Below are 14,959 nucleotides of genomic sequence, written 5' to 3'. Positions count from 1 at the left end.
AACCGGAGCCAGTCGCCTAGCCGACGAGTCCAAGGGAGTCCCTGCATGGTTCAACCGTCCCCGCCGCGTACCGAGCCGGAACGGAGCGTGCCGCACCCCGGCGAGCGACCGGACACGCTGCTCCGCGTGTCTCACGCGTCGATCGGCTATCGGGTCAACGGCGCCTTCACCCGAGCCGTGGCAGACGTGAGTTTCGACGTCGCCGCCGGCGAAACGATCATGTTGATCGGCCCGTCCGGATGCGGAAAGTCGACCCTCCTCAAGACCATCGCGGGATTCCTGGACCTCGCCGACGGCACGATCACCGTCGCCGGGCGACGCACACTCGCTCCCGGGCCGGACCGCGCGGTCGTGTTTCAGGAGTTCGACCAGCTGTTTCCCTGGCGTGACGTACTGGACAACGTGGCGTACCCGTTGCGCCGCAACGGCCGCACAAAGGCCGAAGCGGAGCAACAGGCTCGTCGCTATCTGGAGATGATGGGGCTGAGCCGTGCTCTCGACCGCCACCCGCACCAGCTCTCGGGTGGCATGAAGCAGCGGGTGGCGATCGCGCGTGCGTTCGCGCTGGAGCCCGTCATGCTGCTGATGGACGAGCCGTTCGGCGCCCTGGACGCCCTCACCCGCGCCCGCCTCCAGGCCGAACTCAACGCCATCGCGAAGCGTACCGGGGTGACCATCCTGTTCGTCACCCACAGTATCGAAGAGGCCATCGTCCTCGGCGATCGCGTGGTCGTGCTGACCGACCCGCCCTCGGTCGTCCGCGAGGTTGTGACGATCACCGAGGAGGCGAAGGTGGTCGGTTCAGAGCAGTACCGAAGCGTGCGGACACACTTGGGCAGCCTGCTGCACCGGGATGGTAAGGAGGCAGACGAGGATGTCGCTGAGTTCACCGACTGAACAACAGACGATCGCGCCGGCCGGGGGGACTCCGGCGCCGCCGACGACCACCACCGACGCCGCGCCGCGGCGGGTGCGGGACTGGCGGTGGGGATCGATGCCGGTATGGCTGCGACGGGTGCTCGTTGTCGTCCTGCTGCTGACCGGTTGGCAGCTCTACGTCACGGTGTCGGGCGTCAACCCCCTGCTGTTCTCCTCGCCCGCGGACGTGGGCAAGGCCCTGGTCGCCGGATTCCAGAACGGCGAGCTGCTCCGATCGACCGGCACCACGATGCGGGTCCTGCTGCTCGGCATGCTCTTCGGCAGTCTGATCGCGGTCGTGCTGACCACTCTCGCAGTGTGGACGCGTTTCGGGGAGGACGTGCTCGTCGTCTTCTCCTCGATGCTGAATCCATTGCCATCGATCGCTGTGCTGCCGCTGGCTATCCTGTGGTTCGGGCTGAGTGAAACGGCGCTGGTCTTCGTGGTCGCCAACGCGGTCATCTGGCCGATTGCCATCAATGTCAATACCGGTTTTCGGACGGCGAACCGCACGATTCTGGCGGTGGGGCGCAACATCGGCCTCAAGCGCTGGCGCATGATTTCCGAGGTGCTCTTTCCCGCCGCTCTCCCGCACACCATCTCGGGGGTGAAGACCGCCTGGGCGTTCGGCTGGCGCACCATCGTCGCCTCCGAACTCGTGTTCGGCGTTGCTGGCGGTGGGGGCGGCCTCGGCTACTTCATCAACAACAGCCGTTACTACCTCGACATCCCCGACGTTTTCGCCGGCCTGGTGACGATCGCTGTCATCGGTCTCCTGATTGACATGGTGTTCATTCTCATCGAGCGGCGTACCGTCGTGCGATGGGGCATGAAGACGTAGCCGGCTCGCCGACCCGTCGGCCTTCCGGTGACCACCACCGCAGGTGGAACGCAACTGTCCACCGCACACCCCCGTCCACTACCAGCAAGACAAGGTGGGGTTCACTTCATGACTTCAACCAAGCCTCGAACCGCTCGGCGATCCCGTTTCACCGCCGTCGCCGCACTTGCCGCGCTCCTGCTGACCTCGACCGCGTGCGGTTCGGACGAAGCCACCGAGCAGGCCAGTGACGGTATGCCGGCCAAGGTCACCATCGCGTACCAGCCGGGCCTGTCATACGCTCCGCTCATCCTGCTCAAGCAGAGCGGCACCCTGGAGAAGGAATTCCCCAACACAACGTTCGAGTGGACGGAGTTGTCGTCCAGCGCCGCAGTGCAGGACGGCATGATCTCCGGCGACATCCAGGTCGGCGCGGGTAGCGCGGCGCAGATGATTCTGGCCTGGGACAAGGGCGTCGACTGGCGGTACCTCGCCTCACTCAACGACGCGGAGCTGTGGCTGATGGCCAAGGACGAGCGTCTCAAGTCTCTCAGTGACTTCACCGGCTCCGACAAGATCGCAATGCCCTCGTTGACGTCTATCCAGGCGCTGGTCCTCCGCAAGGGAGCCCAGGCGCAGCTCGGTGACGCCAAGGCGCTCGACACCAACATCGTGCCGATGTCTCACCCGGACGGCTTGCAGAATCTGGTCAGTGGCCAGATCGCCGGGCACCTGACCTCACCGCCGTTCCAGTTCGACGAGCAGGATCAGGGCATGCGCGTCGTCCTGAAGAGCAGTGACCTCTTCGGGCCGATCATGTTCAACGGCGTGTTCATGATGAACGAGTACTACGAGCAGAACACCGAGTTCTCGACGAAGTTCTATTCGATCCTGGAGAAGCAGATCGGCGCGCTCGCGGACAACCCGGCCGCGGCGGCGAACGACCTCTCGACGAACTCCGGCGGAAAGACCTCGCCGGAGAGCTTCGAGAAGTACCTCACCAATCCGGCGATCACCTACACGACCGAACCGCACGGTCTCCAGGACATCGCCGGTTTCATGAAGGAGATCGGAATGATCTCGAAGACCCCGGGCAGCTGGAAGGACCTCACCTTCCCCACCGTCCACGAGAGTGCTGGCAGCTGACAGCACGACCCGTATATCCCGCGCGGTGACCTCGCCGTCGGCGGTCGCTTCCGGCGACCGCCGACGGCTCGTCGTGCCCCAGTGACCGGCAACGGACGGCGCTGCGGTCAGCGGCGCTCGTCGCGGTCCCGGCGGACGGTGGCCTTGCGACCCTTGATGGTGCTTCCCCGCAGCCCGGCGATGACCTCGTCGGCGACAGTGACAGGCACCTCCACCAGGGAGAATCGATCGGCGATCTCGATCGAGCCGATGTCCCGGCCCCGGACCCCGGTCTCCCCGGTGATCGCGCCCACCAGATCCTGCGGGCGCACCCCGGCCCGCCGGCCCACCCCGATGAAGACCTGGGTGGTGCCGGCGGTGCGGGGCCGCGCCGGTCGGCGCTCGCCCCGGCCCTCGTACCCCGCCGACCGGCCCTCCCGAGGCGGGCGGACCGCGACCTGCGGGATCTCCTCCTCGGCCTCGTCGGAACCGGGCAGCGTCGCCTCGTGGGCCAGCTTCACGGCGGCGAGCGCCACCTCCATCAGGTCGAACTCGTCGCTGAGCGTCTCGACGATCACCCGGAATGGGTCCAGGTCGTCCTCCAGCAGGCTTTCCCGCAGCGCGGCCTGGGTCAGCTCCAGCCGACGGGTCCGAAGATCGGCGACCGTGGGGATCTTGTCGATGGTGATCCGCTGCCCGGTGACCCGCTCGATGGTCTTGAGCATCCGGTGTTCCCGGGGCTCGGCCAGGGTGATCGCCACCCCCTCCCGGCCGGCTCGGCCCACCCGACCGATGCGGTGCACGTACGACTCAGGTGCCGACGGCACGTCGAAGTTGACCACGTGGCTGAGCTGCTCGACGTCGAGCCCACGGGCCGCCACGTCGGTGGCGACCAGCAGATCGGCGGTGCCGGCGCGCAGCCGCCCCATCACCCGGTCCCGCTGCTCCTGGCTCATGCCGCCGTGCAGCGCCTCCGCCCGGTAACCGCGACCGTTCATCGTCTCGGTGAGCCGGTCCACCTCCTCCCGGCTGCGGCAGAACACGATCGCCGCGGTGGGCGACTCGACGTCCAGCACCCGCCCCAGCGCCGCTGGTTTGTGCGCCCGCGCCACCAGGTACGCGCTCTGCCGTACCCGGGGCGCCTCACCGGCCACCGGCTGCTCGCGGGCGATCAGGATGCGCACCGGATCGGTCAGGTGCGCTCGGGCCATCCCGTCGATACGCGCCGGCATGGTGGCCGAGAACAGCACCGTCTGCCGCTGCTCGGGGGTGTGTTCCAGGATCGCCTCGATGTCCTCGGCGAAGCCCATGTCGAGCATCTCGTCGGCCTCGTCCAGCACGACCGTGGCGAGATTGCCCAGCCGCAGCGTGCCCCGGGCGATGTGGTCCAGAGCGCGACCGGGAGTGGCCACCACGACGTCGATGCCGGCGTCCAGCGCCCGCAACTGTCGACCGATCGGCTGCCCACCGTAGATAGGTAACACCCGCGCACCGAGGTCCTTGCCGTAGCGGTGGAACGCCTCGGAGACCTGCACCGCGAGTTCCCGGGTCGGCACCAGCACCAGCGCGTGCGGGTCGTCCCCCGCCCGGTCGTCGGGCATCCGCTGCAACAGCGGCAGGGCGAACGCCGCCGTCTTGCCCGTTCCCGTCGCCGCCTGCCCGAGCAGATCCCGGCCGCTCAGCAGCGGTGGGATTGCCTCCCGTTGGATCGGCGTGGGCTCCTCGTACCCGAGCCCGGCGAGCGCGGCGAGCAGTTCGGGTCGTAGGCCGAGTTCCGTGAAGGCGGGCGGCTCGGCGGACGGGTCGGGCAGTACGGACGTGGAACTCATGGGTCAAGCCTTTCATCACGCCCACCGGTCCGCTGCGGCGACCACCCGAAGATGTGCGCGGGGCCGCCGACGGCGGCCCCGCGCACCCGCCCGGTCCCCGTCACCCGGTGAGCAGCGCGAGCATGATGGTGATGCCCAACACGGCGTCGATGACCGCACAGCACTCGGCGTAGGCTCGCGGCACCACCTGCCGGGCGCGGTGATGGAGCAGGTCCCAGCCGGCGTGGGCCAACCAACCGAGCGCCACGAGCCAGTGCCCCACCGTGCCGCCCGCCAGCACGGCGACCAGGGCCAGGGCGGACCAGCCCGCCAGGCCGGCGAGTTGGAGCCGGAGGTTGCCGGGCACCCCCCACTGGCGGCGGACCGTCCCGATGACCAGGTAGCCCACCGGCAGCACCAGCAGCGTGTACGCGCCCAGCAGGGTCGGCGAGGCCCAGTTGTCGGCGGTGAGCAGCAACGCCAGCCCCGCGGGCCAGCGGTGTGCCAGCACCCGTGCCAGCGGGTGCCCAGCGGCAGGTCGGCCGTTCGGGTGCCGGGCGTACTCGGTGGGTCGTCGTAGCATCGCCGCCGTCATCGCCGGCACCATCAACAGGTGTGCGCCGACCAGCAGGAGGTCCGCGTCGAGCAGTCCGGCCCGGTGACCGACCAGCAGGAGCAGCACCGGCGCGTACATGGCCAGCACCATCTCGCCGATCGCGGCGGGGGAGTGCCCTCGGTACACCATCCACGCGGCCATGCCGATGCTCATGTCGGTGGCCATGAGCAGCGCACCGGCCCCCGGGGAGGCTGGGGCGAGCCCGAGCACCGTGCCGAGGGCGGCTCGCGCCGGACCGAGCACCAGCATGCCGGCCACCATGGCCAGCACCATCTCCAGCAGGTGCCGGGCCAGCGGCCGCAACCGCGCGGCACGACCCGGCCCGGTCGGTCGCCGGGACGCCGTGGTCTCGAAGGAGTCGGATTCAGGGATCGTCGATGTCGCCGCGGTGCTGAGCTCTGCCATGTCACCGAGCCTGGTGGCGGCGGTGCGGGGCAACCATCCCCGAGATGTCACCGGTCGGCCGGGTGGAACGCCCGGCAGACCCGGGCGGACCGGCGGGTCCACCGCTGCGGCGCAGCGCTCTACCCTGGCGACCGTGGTGACCGAGGTGTTGCTTGCGGGCGGCGGGCGGACGCTGTCCCGCGCCCGGGCCGCGACCCTGGCGTCGCTCACCTCGGGTATGGCCGCCACCCTGCTCCTGCCGGCGGTCGGGCTGACCAGGGAACCGGACGCCTGGCGGGCGGCGGCGGGCACGGTTGGGCTGTCCGCGTTCGCGCTGGTGCTGGCGGTGGCGCTGTACGCGGCGGTCACCCCGGCGCCGTCCGTCCGGCTGCGCCGGTGGTTGCTGGCCGGGTACGCCGCGGTGGCGGTGCTCAGCGTGCCGCTCGTCGCGCCGGTCGCCGGTGCCGCGTGGCCCACCTGGGCGTGGCTGGGCGCGGCGGTCGTCGGCGGGCTCGCGTTGCTCGCACCGCTACGGTCGGTACTGCCGGCGGCGTTGGCCATCGTGGCGATGTCCGGGGCGGTGGCCGTGTTCACCGGCACGTCCGTCGGCCGCTCGGCGCTGCTCACCGGCTCTGTCGGCGTCGGCATCGCGCTGGTGAACGGCTTCCAGGTCTGGTTCTGGCGGCTGCTGGTGCAGGCCGAACAGGGACGGGCGGCGCAGGCCCGGCTGGTCGCCGCGCAGGAGCGGTTGCGCTTCGCCGCCGACGTGCACGACCTGCTCGGACATCACCTGACCGTGATCGCCCTCAAGTCCGAGCTGGCCGCCCGGCTCGCGTCGGACGACCCGGTGCGCGCGGGCCGGGCGGCGGGCGAGGCGCAGCGGTTGGCCGCCACCGCCCTCAGCGAGCTGCGTCGTACGGTGCACGGCTACCGTCGGATCGACCTGACCGAGCAGCTCACCGCCGTGGCGGAGGTGCTGCGCTCGTCCGGGGTGCGGTGCACCGTCGTACCACCCGCCGGTGAGCTGCCGTCGGAGGTGGCGACCCAGCTCGCGGCGGTGCTTCGGGAGGCCGGCACCAATGTGCTCAGACACAGCCGGGCGGGCTGGTGCCGGATCGAGTTCACTCAGGAGGACCAGGTGACGCGGATGATCGTGACCAACGACGGTGCGCCCGACACGGCGACGTCGGACCGGCACAGCCACGGGCTCCGCGGGCTGGCCGAGCGACTGACCGGCACCGGTGGGCAGTTGCGTACCCGGTGCGCAGACGGTGTGTTCACCGTCGAGGCGACCGTACCGACCGTCGCATGATCCGGGTCCTGCTGGCCGACGACGAGGAGCTGATCCGCACCGCTCTCGCCGCGCTGCTCGATCTCGAAGAGGATCTGTCGGTTGTCGCCCAGGCGGCCGACGGAGAGGCGGCGGTGACCGCCGCTCTCGCCCATCGACCCGACGTGGCGGTGATCGACCTGACCATGCCCCGGCGGGACGGGTTCCAGGTCGCCACCGAGCTGGCCCGGGCGCTACCGGCGTGTGCGGTGGTCATCCTCACCGGCCAGGGCCGGCCGGCGCACCTGACCCGGGCGCTCGGCGCGGGCGCCCGGGGCTACCTGCCCAAGGGTGCGCCGGGTGGCGCGCTGGCAGACGTGATCCGTCGGGTGCATGCGGGCGGCCGGTACGTGGACCCGGCTCTCGCCGCCGACGCGCTCACCATTCCGCCCTGCCCGCTGACCCCGCGGGAACTGGAGACGCTGCGGCTCTCCGGCGACGACGCCCCGGTCGCCGCGATCGCCCGGCGGGCGCACCTGTCGCCCGGGACGGTGCGCAACTACCTGGCCCTGGCGGTGCAGAAGCTCGACGCGGGAAGCCGGGCGGAGGCGCTACGGATCGCGCGGGACAACGGCTGGTTGTGACCAGCCCGCCGGTGCTGGTCCGGAGCGGTGGATCGGCGCTGACCTAGCATCGGGTGGTGACAGTCACGGTGCCGGCCGGCGGTCCGCAGGAGGCTCTCCTGCAGCGGGTGATCGCGTACTTCGCGGCCAACGGCGTCGGCGACACGAGCCTGCGTACGCTCGCCGCGGAGATCGGCACCAGCCACCGGATGTTGATCTACCACTTCGGCTCCCGGGAGGGGCTGCTCACCGCGATGGTCGAGGCCGTCTGGCGGACCCAGCAGGAACTGCTCGAATCGCTGCTCCGCGAGGCGATGGACGATCCGTACGACGGTGCCTGGCGGTTCTGGGTCCGGCTCGCCGACGACCGGGCCTTCGCGCCGCTGTTCTTCGAGATGTCGGCGGCGGCGATGCAGGGGCACGGGTGGGCCGGTGCGCTGCGCACCTGGATCGCCGTCTGGACCGACCGGCTCGGTCGGTTCTTCGAGCGGGTGGGCCACCCGCCCGGGCGGGCACGGACGCAGGCGCGGATGGCGATGGCGATGACCCGGGGCGTGCTGTTCGAGTTGGCGCTCACCGGTGACCGGGCCACAGCCGACGCCACCATGGCGGCCTTCCTAAAGTCCACGCGTCCGACCAGCCGAGGCGGGTGACCTCTCGCCGCGGCCGGTGACCCGGTGACGCGTTCGGTCGCGGGCGGGCTCAGCGGCGCGGGCGGGGCAGCTCGGTGGTGACGAACCGGGCGAGTTCCGCCGCGAGCCGGCGAGGCTGGTCCTCGGGGATCAGCGTGTAACTGTCGTCGATCTCGACCAGCCGGCCCTGCCGAAACAGCGCCGCCAGCCGAGGCCCGTGCGACCGGGGCATGAGCCTGTCCTCGCGGGCCCAGACCACGAGGACCGGCCGGTCGAACGACGCCATCCGGCGCGTCAGGGCCCGCAGTTCCACCTTCGACGGGGTGGACAGCGCGAAGGTGCGCAGGTCCCGTCGGATCGCCCGGTCCTGCTGCGCGGGCCGGAACCAGGCGTCCATCACCTCGTCGGGAATCGGGTACTTGCTCATCCATCCCCAGGCACCGGGGGCGCGGCGGAACCAGCCGAACCGTTGCAGGTGCATCGACAGCCAGAGCGCACCGGGCAGTCGCGCGCTCATCGCCACCGCCTTGCCGGGTCTTCCCGGTGGGAAGTTGTCGAACGCCTCGCAGGCGACCAGCGCCAGAGCGGCGATCCGGTCGGTCGGACCGTCGGCCACGAGGAACTGCACGCCACCCCAGTCGTTGGCGACCAGGGTCACCTCGCGCAGGTCCAGCGCGTCGAGCAGTTCTCCCACGAGCGCGGCGACGCCGCGATGGGTGACCAGCTCCGGTCGGGCCATCGGTCGCCGGTGGCTGCCGAGCGGCAGCGTGGGACAGACGCAGCGCACGGTGGGACCGAGCTCGGCGACGACCCGACGCCACAGGCTCGCGTCCATGTTCACCCCGTGCAGCAGCACCAGCACCGGTCCGTCACCGCCGGTGTCGGTGTAGTCGATCGTCCCGGCGGTCAGGGTGATGGTCGGCATCGACCGGGCCTCCTGTCGATCGGCCGCACCGGCGCGGCACGGTCATGTACCGGATGGTACATGCCTGTGGTTGGTCGGGTCCGTTCTGTCCGACGCCGAGGCGGTGCCCGCCCGTCGGCGTGCTCTGCCACGCCTTAGGGGGATACGGGAGTATTGCTCGTACTCATCCGGATCGGTGACGTTACTTTGTGTTACGAGCGATCATCGCGGCGGCAGAGAGGACCGATCATGCGAGTGCCCAGCCGAAGCCCGGGACACTGGCCCGGTCCTGCCGTCACTCCGGCTCGCCGTCGCCCCCGGGGCGTCGTGCGCCCGCTCAGCGCGGCCCCGCCCGACCTGGCGGCCTACCGCGACGCCGTGGCCGAGCTGCTGGTCGAGGTGAGCGCGCTGGCCGGAGAGGGCAGCGCGAAAGCCCGTCAGGTGCTGATCGACCAGCGACTACGGGAGCCGGCCATCGTGCGGGTGCTCGACGCCACCTCCCAGGGCCTGATCGGAGCCCGCGAGACCCTGCTGCTGGAGATGGCCCGCTACCAGCCGAACGAGCGCAGCTCCGCCGCCGACCTGGCCACCCTCGTGCGGATCTACCTGCTGTCTCGGATCGACGTGATGTGGTGGCGCGACGCCGCCACGTTCCTCACCGACACGCAGGTGAACCACAGCACTGAGCTGGTGGACCTGGAATGGCTGCGGCGCCGGGGCCTGCTGCGCTTCCAGTACACCGAGCAGCCCCGCACGATCGTCGGCCGGGGCGTGCGAGCACTACGTCGCCGGGTGCTGCCCGACGCCACACCGCGTACCGCCGGGCTGTTGTTCCGCCGGGCCCGCCGCGAGGTGATCGCGCTGCTCAACGACATCGGGCGGGAGTTCGCCGCCGCCACCCCGGCGGGCGTCCCGCCGCTGTGGGTGACCAGCCTGGTCCGCAGCGCCGAACACCAGTACCGGTTGCGGCGCCTCGGGTACGCCGCGATGGTGCCCAGCGGCCACTGCCTGGGCTGGGCGGTGGACGTGGAGATGGACTGGTACCGCCGCTTCGGCGTGCGCGAGACCCTGGCCGGGCTGCTGCTGAACCGGCAGCGGGCCGGCGAGATCAACGTGGTCGACGAGGGGCAGGCGTGGCACATCTGCCTCGCGCCGTCGGCGGCGCTGCGGTTGCGCCGCGCGTACGAGGCCGAGATGGGGATCTGAGGATGTGCGGGATCATGCTCAGCATCGGCCCGGAGGCCGATCCGGCCATCTTCCGGCGGATGCTCGGCACGCTCGCGCCGCGGGGCGAGGTGACCGAGACCCGGCACGAGAGCGGACTGCTCGCCGGAACGCGGCGGCTGCGGGTGGTGGACCGGGAGCGCGCGGTGCAGCCCTGGGTCTCCGCCGACGAGCGTTGGCTGCTCTGTTACAACGGCGAGGTCTTCAACCACCACGAGCTGCGGACCGAGCTGACCGCTCTCGGCCACCGGTTCCGCAGTGCCAGCGACACCGAGGTGGTGCTCGCCGCGTTCGAACACTGGGGCGAGCGGATGGTGACCCGGTTGCGCGGCGAGTACGCCTTCGTCGTGGTGGAACGGGCCACCGGGCGCGCGTACCTGGTCCGGGATCCGCTCGGGGTCAAGCCGCTGTACTGGGCGCGGACACCGGGCTGCCTGCACCTCGCCAGTGAGATCAAGGCGCTGGTCCGGCTGGGCGCGCCGGTGGCCGAGGTGCCGCCGGGGCACCATGGCTGGGCCGACGTCGACGGTCGGGTTCAGCTACGACCGTACGTGGATCTGCTCGCCCTCGGTGCGGGCCGGCCGGTGGTGGCGGACCCGGACGAGGCCGCCCTGCTCGTCCGTGCCGCCCTCACCGACAGCCTCCGGGTGCGATTGGACACCGACCTCACGGTCGGTGTGGTGCTCTCCGGGGGCCTGGACAGCTCGCTGGCGCTGCTGCACGCGGCGCAACTGCACCCGGACTGCGTCGCGGTCACCGTCGGGGTGCCGGAGAGCCCGGACCTGGCGTACGCACGGCGGCTGGCGAAGGATCTCGGCGTCGCGCACGAGGTGGTGGAACTGCGCCCGCGCGACATCCGGCTGGCCGACGTGCGGGAGGCGATCCGGATCTCCGAGCTGACCGAGTACGGCGACATCATCAACGCGGTCGTCTCGGTGCCGATCTTCCGGCGGCTGCGGGAACTCGGCGTCAAGGTGGTGCTCACCGGCGACGGCTCGGACGAGCTGTTCGGTGGCTACCCCATGTACCACGAGGTCGGTCCGCAGGAGTCCCGGAGACTGTTCCTGCACAAGATCCGCAACCTGTGTCGGACCGAGTTGCAGCGGGTCGACCGGACCAGCATGGCCTTCGGTGTCGAGGCCCGGGTGCCCTTCCTCGACCTCGCGCTCGTCGAGTTGGCGATGCGGTTGCCGATCGAGTTGAAGATGCGTGACGGCCAGGAGAAGTGGATCGTCCGTCGGGCGTTCGCCGACGTGCTGCCCGACTACATCCGGCGTCGGCCGAAGAACCCCATGTCGTATTCCTCCGGGCTGCACGAGCGGGCCCGGCTGTACAAGCCGCTCTTCTCCCGGCTGCACCGCTCGTTCGGCTACCACCTGCTGGAGCCGGTCCGCCGCGACTTCGACAGCGTGCTGACGCGCTGCGGCAACGACCTGGACGCCGCGCTCGCCGCCGGCCGGGCGAGACCCGACTACACGGTGCTCGAACACGCCCGCGACCTGGTCGGCGCGGCGAAGTGGAACGCCACCCCGATCATGCGCCGGCTGGTGTCCCCACGACGTAACCGTGGCGACGAGGCCCCACTGCCCGGCTGAGCCGTTGCCAGCGTCCGGTGGCCCAGGCTTGACTCTGACACGGTGTCAGCGCCGACCGTGGAGGTGCCATGTTGACCATCGGAGACTTCGCCACCCTGGGCCGCGTGTCGGTACGGATGCTGCGGCACTACGACAGCCTCGGGCTGCTACCGCCGGCCGCCGTCGATCCGCACAGCGGCTACCGCTACTACACCGCCGCCCAGTTGGGTCGGCTCAACCGGGTGATCGCGCTGAAGGACCTCGGGCTGACCCTGGCCCAGGTGCGGGCGATCCTCGACGAGACCGTCGACCTCGGTGAGCTGCGGGGCATGCTCCGGCTGCGCCGGGCCCAGTTGGCGGCCCAGTTGGCGGCGGACACGGCGCGGCTGTCGAGCGTCGAGGCGAGGCTCCACATGATCGAGACGGAGGGTCGGATGACCAACCAGGATGTCGTGCTCAAGCAGGTGCCGCCGATCCGGGTCGCGGAGCTGAGTGCCGTCGCCCGCAGCTACGAGCCCGCGGACATCGGTCCGGTACTGACGCCGCTCTACCCGGAGCTGTTCCGCCGGCTGGAGGAGGCCGGGGTGAACCCGGTCGGACCGTCGGTGGCCTGGTACGACCAGGCCGCCGACGGTGAGAGCGTCGTCGTCCATGCCGGGGTGGGGATCGAAAGCGGAACGGCGACCGGTGGCGTCGCCGTGGTGGAGCTGCCGGCGATCACGGCGGCGACGACGATCCACCACGGCCCGATGGACACGGCCGACCGCAGCATGCAGGTGCTGGCCCGCTGGATCGAGGAGAACGACTGGCGGCCGGACGGCTACGCGCGCGAGTTCTACGTGGAGTACTGGCCGGAGGAGGCCGACAAGGGGGTCACCGAGCTGCAGCTACCGGTGCGTCGGGCCTGAACCGGGCGGCGACCGGCCGTCCGCCAGTCGCCCGCCGTCGATCGGGGGTGGGCCGGGTGCGGCGACGTCACCGTTGCCCGGCCCGAGGCGGTGACGGCGGGCACGGCCGGCGGTGACGGCGGAGCCACGACGGCGGCCTGCCGACCGCACCCGGAGTGGATGGTGTCGGCAGGCCGCCGCCGGTGTGGCCCGCTCAGCCGGCAGGCGGGTACGGGTCGTCCTGGTAGGTGTACTCGGTCTCGATCTTCCCGTCGGCGGTGTGCACGACGAGCTGGCTGGGCTCGTTGCCGTGCGCCGTCTCGCGCCCGACCTCGACCGCCCGCTGCTTCGTGTCGTACGTCCCGACGACGGTGCTGCCCTGCTCGACCTTCCAGCCGGTGCCGTCGGGCACCACGTGGTACTCGTTGCGCGTCATCTCCCACCCCTTCCCTGCGTGCCGGACGAGGTACCCGGGACGGGCGGGAGAAAACGTGACCGCTGTTGCGGCTGGTGGACGCGGTGCTGAACGGACCGGGCCCGGCCACCCCCGCGCGGGGGCGACCGGGCCCGGTCGGTGTGCCTGTCCTACCAGCTCAGGTAGCTGGGCTGGGTTTGCACGTTCAGCTCGCGGAAGTAGGCCAGCTTGGCCGTCCACGTCCGCCAGTCCTTGAGCTCGAGCACGTCGAGCCCCTTCTGGATGTCGGAGGAGTAGATGTGCCCGTTGTAGTAGTAGGCCGACCAGGAGCCGCCGATGATGAGCTGGCTGTCCGACAGCGGGCCGCGCTCCCAGTAGCCGATCTCCTTGGGCTTGCGGGAGTTGGTGAAGTCCCACACCGAGACGCCGCCCTGGTACCAGGCCTGGACCATGATGTCCTTGCCGAGCACCGGGATGAGCGAGCCGTTGTGGGCCACGCAGTTCTCGGTGTCGCCGTTGGTCCGCGGGATCTTGTAGTAGCTGCGGAACTCCAGCTCGCGCGCGTCACCCCGACCGGTGATGTCGTAGATGGCGTTGGCGCCGCGCTCCGGGCCCACGGCCTCGTTGCAGGTGGCGCCGCCGCCACCGCCCAGTTCGTCGGTGAAGACGACCTTGGTGCCGCGGTTGTTGAAGGTGGCCGAGTGCCAGAACGCGAAGTTGGTGGTGTCCCGCACGGTGTGCAGCACCCGGGGCGCCTCCCGCTTGCTGATGTCCAGCAGCACCCCGTCACCCATGCAGGCACCGGCGGCGAGGTCCTTGGACGGGTAGGCGGTGATGTCGTGGCAGCCGGAGGTCGCCGAGCCGCCGGTGCGACCCTCGTAGCCGCCGTCGGGGAAGAGGTTCGGCGTGGCGACCACGGCCGCGTCGGTCGGCTTCTTCAGCGGCACCTTGACGATGCTGATCGAGTCGTGCGGCGGCTGGCAGTCCGGGAAGGCGCCATTCGGGCTGTACGAGGAGACGTACAGGTAGACCGACTTCCGGTCCTTCGCCGGTACCAGCGTGTGGGTGTGCGAGCCGCAGGCCGTCTCGACCGCCTTGATGTACCGCGGGCTGGCCTTGTGACTGATGTCGAAGATCTTGATGCCCTCCCACGATTCCTTGATCGTGGCGGACTGGGAGGTGCTGCTGCACGAGTCGTCGTTGCGGGACGAGTCCGTCGACAGGAAGAGCAGGTCACCGTAGACGGAGACGTCGTTCTGCGCGCCCGGGCAGAGCACCTGCGAGACGATCGTCGGTCTGCTCGGCTTGGACACGTCGTAGATGACGAAGCCGTCGTAGTTGCCGACGAAGGCGTACCTGCCCTGGAAGGCGATGTCGGTGCCGAGCGCCGCGGTGGTGTTGAACGGCGCCTGCTTCGGCAGATTGGCGATCAGTTTGAGGTTGGGGCTGCTGGCAATCTCGTCGACACCGAGCGGTGCCTCGACGGCCGCGGCGGGTTCGTTTGCCGCTGACGAGACCGTCTGCGCGTTGCCGGGTGAGGCAACGGCGATGCTGGCGAGGAGGAGCCCGGTGGCGGCCACACTGACGATGCGCAGTTGCCGCCCCCGTGGCAGGGTCGATCCGACCATCGGCGACGCCCTTCGAAAGGGTAGTGACGTTGGTCGTACCCTACTCGCGGATGAGATCCGTCTATGTGATCCAGCTCACATTTGGCGTCCAATGTGAATGGGTGCGGTCGCGGCGACCTCGACTCGGGGAA

At 70.5% G+C, this 14,959-nt stretch carries 14 protein-coding genes; 9 read left to right on the top strand and 5 right to left on the bottom strand.

From position 1 onward, the window contains the following. The first annotated feature begins 126 nt into the window (after positions 1–126). The 3 genes from ENC19_RS12640 to ENC19_RS12630 are packed head-to-tail and all read left to right on the top strand — an operon-like array spanning position 127 to position 2,884. Positions 127–897 carry an ABC transporter ATP-binding protein gene (locus ENC19_RS12640; protein ID WP_208020872.1) on the top strand — a complete coding sequence of 257 codons (771 nt, stop codon included), beginning with the start codon at positions 127–129 and terminating at the stop codon, positions 895–897. Further along, positions 875–1,759: an ABC transporter permease gene (locus tag ENC19_RS12635; RefSeq protein ID WP_164447330.1), complete on the top strand. Its 885-nt coding sequence runs from the start codon at positions 875–877 to the stop codon at positions 1,757–1,759. Before ENC19_RS12640 ends, ENC19_RS12635 begins: the two co-directional genes overlap by 23 nt. 27 nt (positions 1,760–1,786) lie before the next feature. Then, a complete protein-coding gene (locus ENC19_RS12630) occupies positions 1,787–2,884 on the top strand; it encodes an ABC transporter substrate-binding protein (RefSeq protein WP_164447329.1) in 1,098 nt (365 codons plus the stop codon). A 107-nt stretch (positions 2,885–2,991) separates the two neighbouring features. Here the strand turns inward: ENC19_RS12630 and ENC19_RS12625 are convergent, their stop codons facing one another. Further along, positions 2,992–4,692, bottom strand: a complete 1,701-nt coding sequence (locus ENC19_RS12625; protein WP_164447328.1) for a DEAD/DEAH box helicase — start codon at positions 4,690–4,692, stop codon at positions 2,992–2,994. A gap of 100 nt (positions 4,693–4,792) precedes the next feature. Further along, positions 4,793–5,692 carry a hypothetical protein gene (locus ENC19_RS12620; protein WP_235944672.1) on the bottom strand — a complete coding sequence of 300 codons (900 nt, stop codon included), beginning with the start codon at positions 5,690–5,692 and terminating at the stop codon, positions 4,793–4,795. Between the two features lie 133 nt (positions 5,693–5,825). Between ENC19_RS12620 and ENC19_RS12615 the strand changes: the two genes are divergently transcribed. From ENC19_RS12615 to ENC19_RS12605, 3 genes are read left to right on the top strand one after another with little or no spacing between them, the layout of a single operon-like run. Beyond that, positions 5,826–6,983, top strand: a complete 1,158-nt coding sequence (locus tag ENC19_RS12615; RefSeq protein ID WP_328824232.1) for a histidine kinase — start codon at positions 5,826–5,828, stop codon at positions 6,981–6,983. Further along, positions 6,980–7,585: a response regulator transcription factor gene (locus ENC19_RS12610; protein WP_164447327.1), complete on the top strand. Its 606-nt coding sequence runs from the start codon at positions 6,980–6,982 to the stop codon at positions 7,583–7,585. Before ENC19_RS12615 ends, ENC19_RS12610 begins: the two co-directional genes overlap by 4 nt. A gap of 56 nt (positions 7,586–7,641) precedes the next feature. Further along, positions 7,642–8,217, top strand: a complete 576-nt coding sequence (locus ENC19_RS12605) for a TetR/AcrR family transcriptional regulator (RefSeq protein ID WP_164447326.1) — start codon at positions 7,642–7,644, stop codon at positions 8,215–8,217. A 49-nt stretch (positions 8,218–8,266) separates the two neighbouring features. On the opposite strand, the gene ENC19_RS12600 is transcribed toward ENC19_RS12605, so the two are convergent. Further along, complete coding sequence (locus ENC19_RS12600; RefSeq protein ID WP_164447325.1) at positions 8,267–9,121, bottom strand: alpha/beta fold hydrolase; 855 nt, start codon at positions 9,119–9,121, stop codon at positions 8,267–8,269. Between the two features lie 228 nt (positions 9,122–9,349). Between ENC19_RS12600 and ENC19_RS12595 the strand changes: the two genes are divergently transcribed. From ENC19_RS12595 to ENC19_RS12585, 3 genes are all read left to right on the top strand, one after another. After that, complete coding sequence (locus ENC19_RS12595; protein WP_164447324.1) at positions 9,350–10,306, top strand: DUF5715 family protein; 957 nt, start codon at positions 9,350–9,352, stop codon at positions 10,304–10,306. Positions 10,307–10,308: 2 nt separating this feature from the next. Next, positions 10,309–11,919, top strand: coding sequence for an asparagine synthetase B family protein (locus ENC19_RS12590; RefSeq protein WP_164447323.1), 1,611 nt, complete (start codon positions 10,309–10,311; stop codon positions 11,917–11,919). 68 nt (positions 11,920–11,987) lie between these two features. Continuing rightward, positions 11,988–12,806: a MerR family transcriptional regulator gene (locus tag ENC19_RS12585; protein ID WP_164447322.1), complete on the top strand. Its 819-nt coding sequence runs from the start codon at positions 11,988–11,990 to the stop codon at positions 12,804–12,806. 193 nt (positions 12,807–12,999) lie between these two features. On the opposite strand, the gene ENC19_RS12580 is transcribed toward ENC19_RS12585, so the two are convergent. Together ENC19_RS12580 and ENC19_RS12575 are read right to left on the bottom strand one after the other, a co-directional pair. After that, entirely contained in the window at positions 13,000–13,221 is a 222-nt protein-coding gene (locus ENC19_RS12580; RefSeq protein WP_164447321.1) for a DUF2188 domain-containing protein, read from the bottom strand. Between the two features lie 149 nt (positions 13,222–13,370). Next, on the bottom strand, positions 13,371–14,828 hold the full coding sequence (locus tag ENC19_RS12575; protein ID WP_164447320.1) for an LVIVD repeat-containing protein: 1,458 nt from the start codon (positions 14,826–14,828) through the stop codon (positions 13,371–13,373). Positions 14,829–14,959: the final 131 nt, after the last annotated feature.

It is taken from the genome of Verrucosispora sioxanthis (genome assembly GCF_010560025.1).
GTDB lineage: Bacteria > Actinomycetota > Actinomycetes > Mycobacteriales > Micromonosporaceae > Micromonospora > Micromonospora palythoicola.
Note: the sequence above shows the minus strand (reverse complement) of the source record. Positions and strands in the feature narration are given on the sequence as shown.

Bases quoted from the DNA above. Each gene is read 5' to 3' on its own strand.
- ENC19_RS12635 (WP_164447330.1), top strand. From the start codon at position 875: ATGTCGCTGAGTTCACCGACTGAACAACAGACGATCGCGCCGGCCGGG.
- ENC19_RS12625 (WP_164447328.1), bottom strand. From the start codon at position 4,692: ATGAGTTCCACGTCCGTACTGCCCGACCCGTCCGCCGAGCCGCCCGCC.
- ENC19_RS12620 (WP_235944672.1), bottom strand. From the start codon at position 5,692: ATGGCAGAGCTCAGCACCGCGGCGACATCGACGATCCCTGAATCCGAC.
- ENC19_RS12610 (WP_164447327.1), top strand. From the start codon at position 6,980: ATGATCCGGGTCCTGCTGGCCGACGACGAGGAGCTGATCCGCACCGCT.
- ENC19_RS12600 (WP_164447325.1), bottom strand. From the start codon at position 9,121: ATGCCGACCATCACCCTGACCGCCGGGACGATCGACTACACCGACACC.
- ENC19_RS12595 (WP_164447324.1), top strand. From the start codon at position 9,350: ATGCGAGTGCCCAGCCGAAGCCCGGGACACTGGCCCGGTCCTGCCGTC.
- ENC19_RS12590 (WP_164447323.1), top strand. From the start codon at position 10,309: ATGTGCGGGATCATGCTCAGCATCGGCCCGGAGGCCGATCCGGCCATC.
- ENC19_RS12585 (WP_164447322.1), top strand. From the start codon at position 11,988: ATGTTGACCATCGGAGACTTCGCCACCCTGGGCCGCGTGTCGGTACGG.
- ENC19_RS12580 (WP_164447321.1), bottom strand. From the start codon at position 13,221: ATGACGCGCAACGAGTACCACGTGGTGCCCGACGGCACCGGCTGGAAG.
- ENC19_RS12575 (WP_164447320.1), bottom strand. From the start codon at position 14,828: ATGGTCGGATCGACCCTGCCACGGGGGCGGCAACTGCGCATCGTCAGT.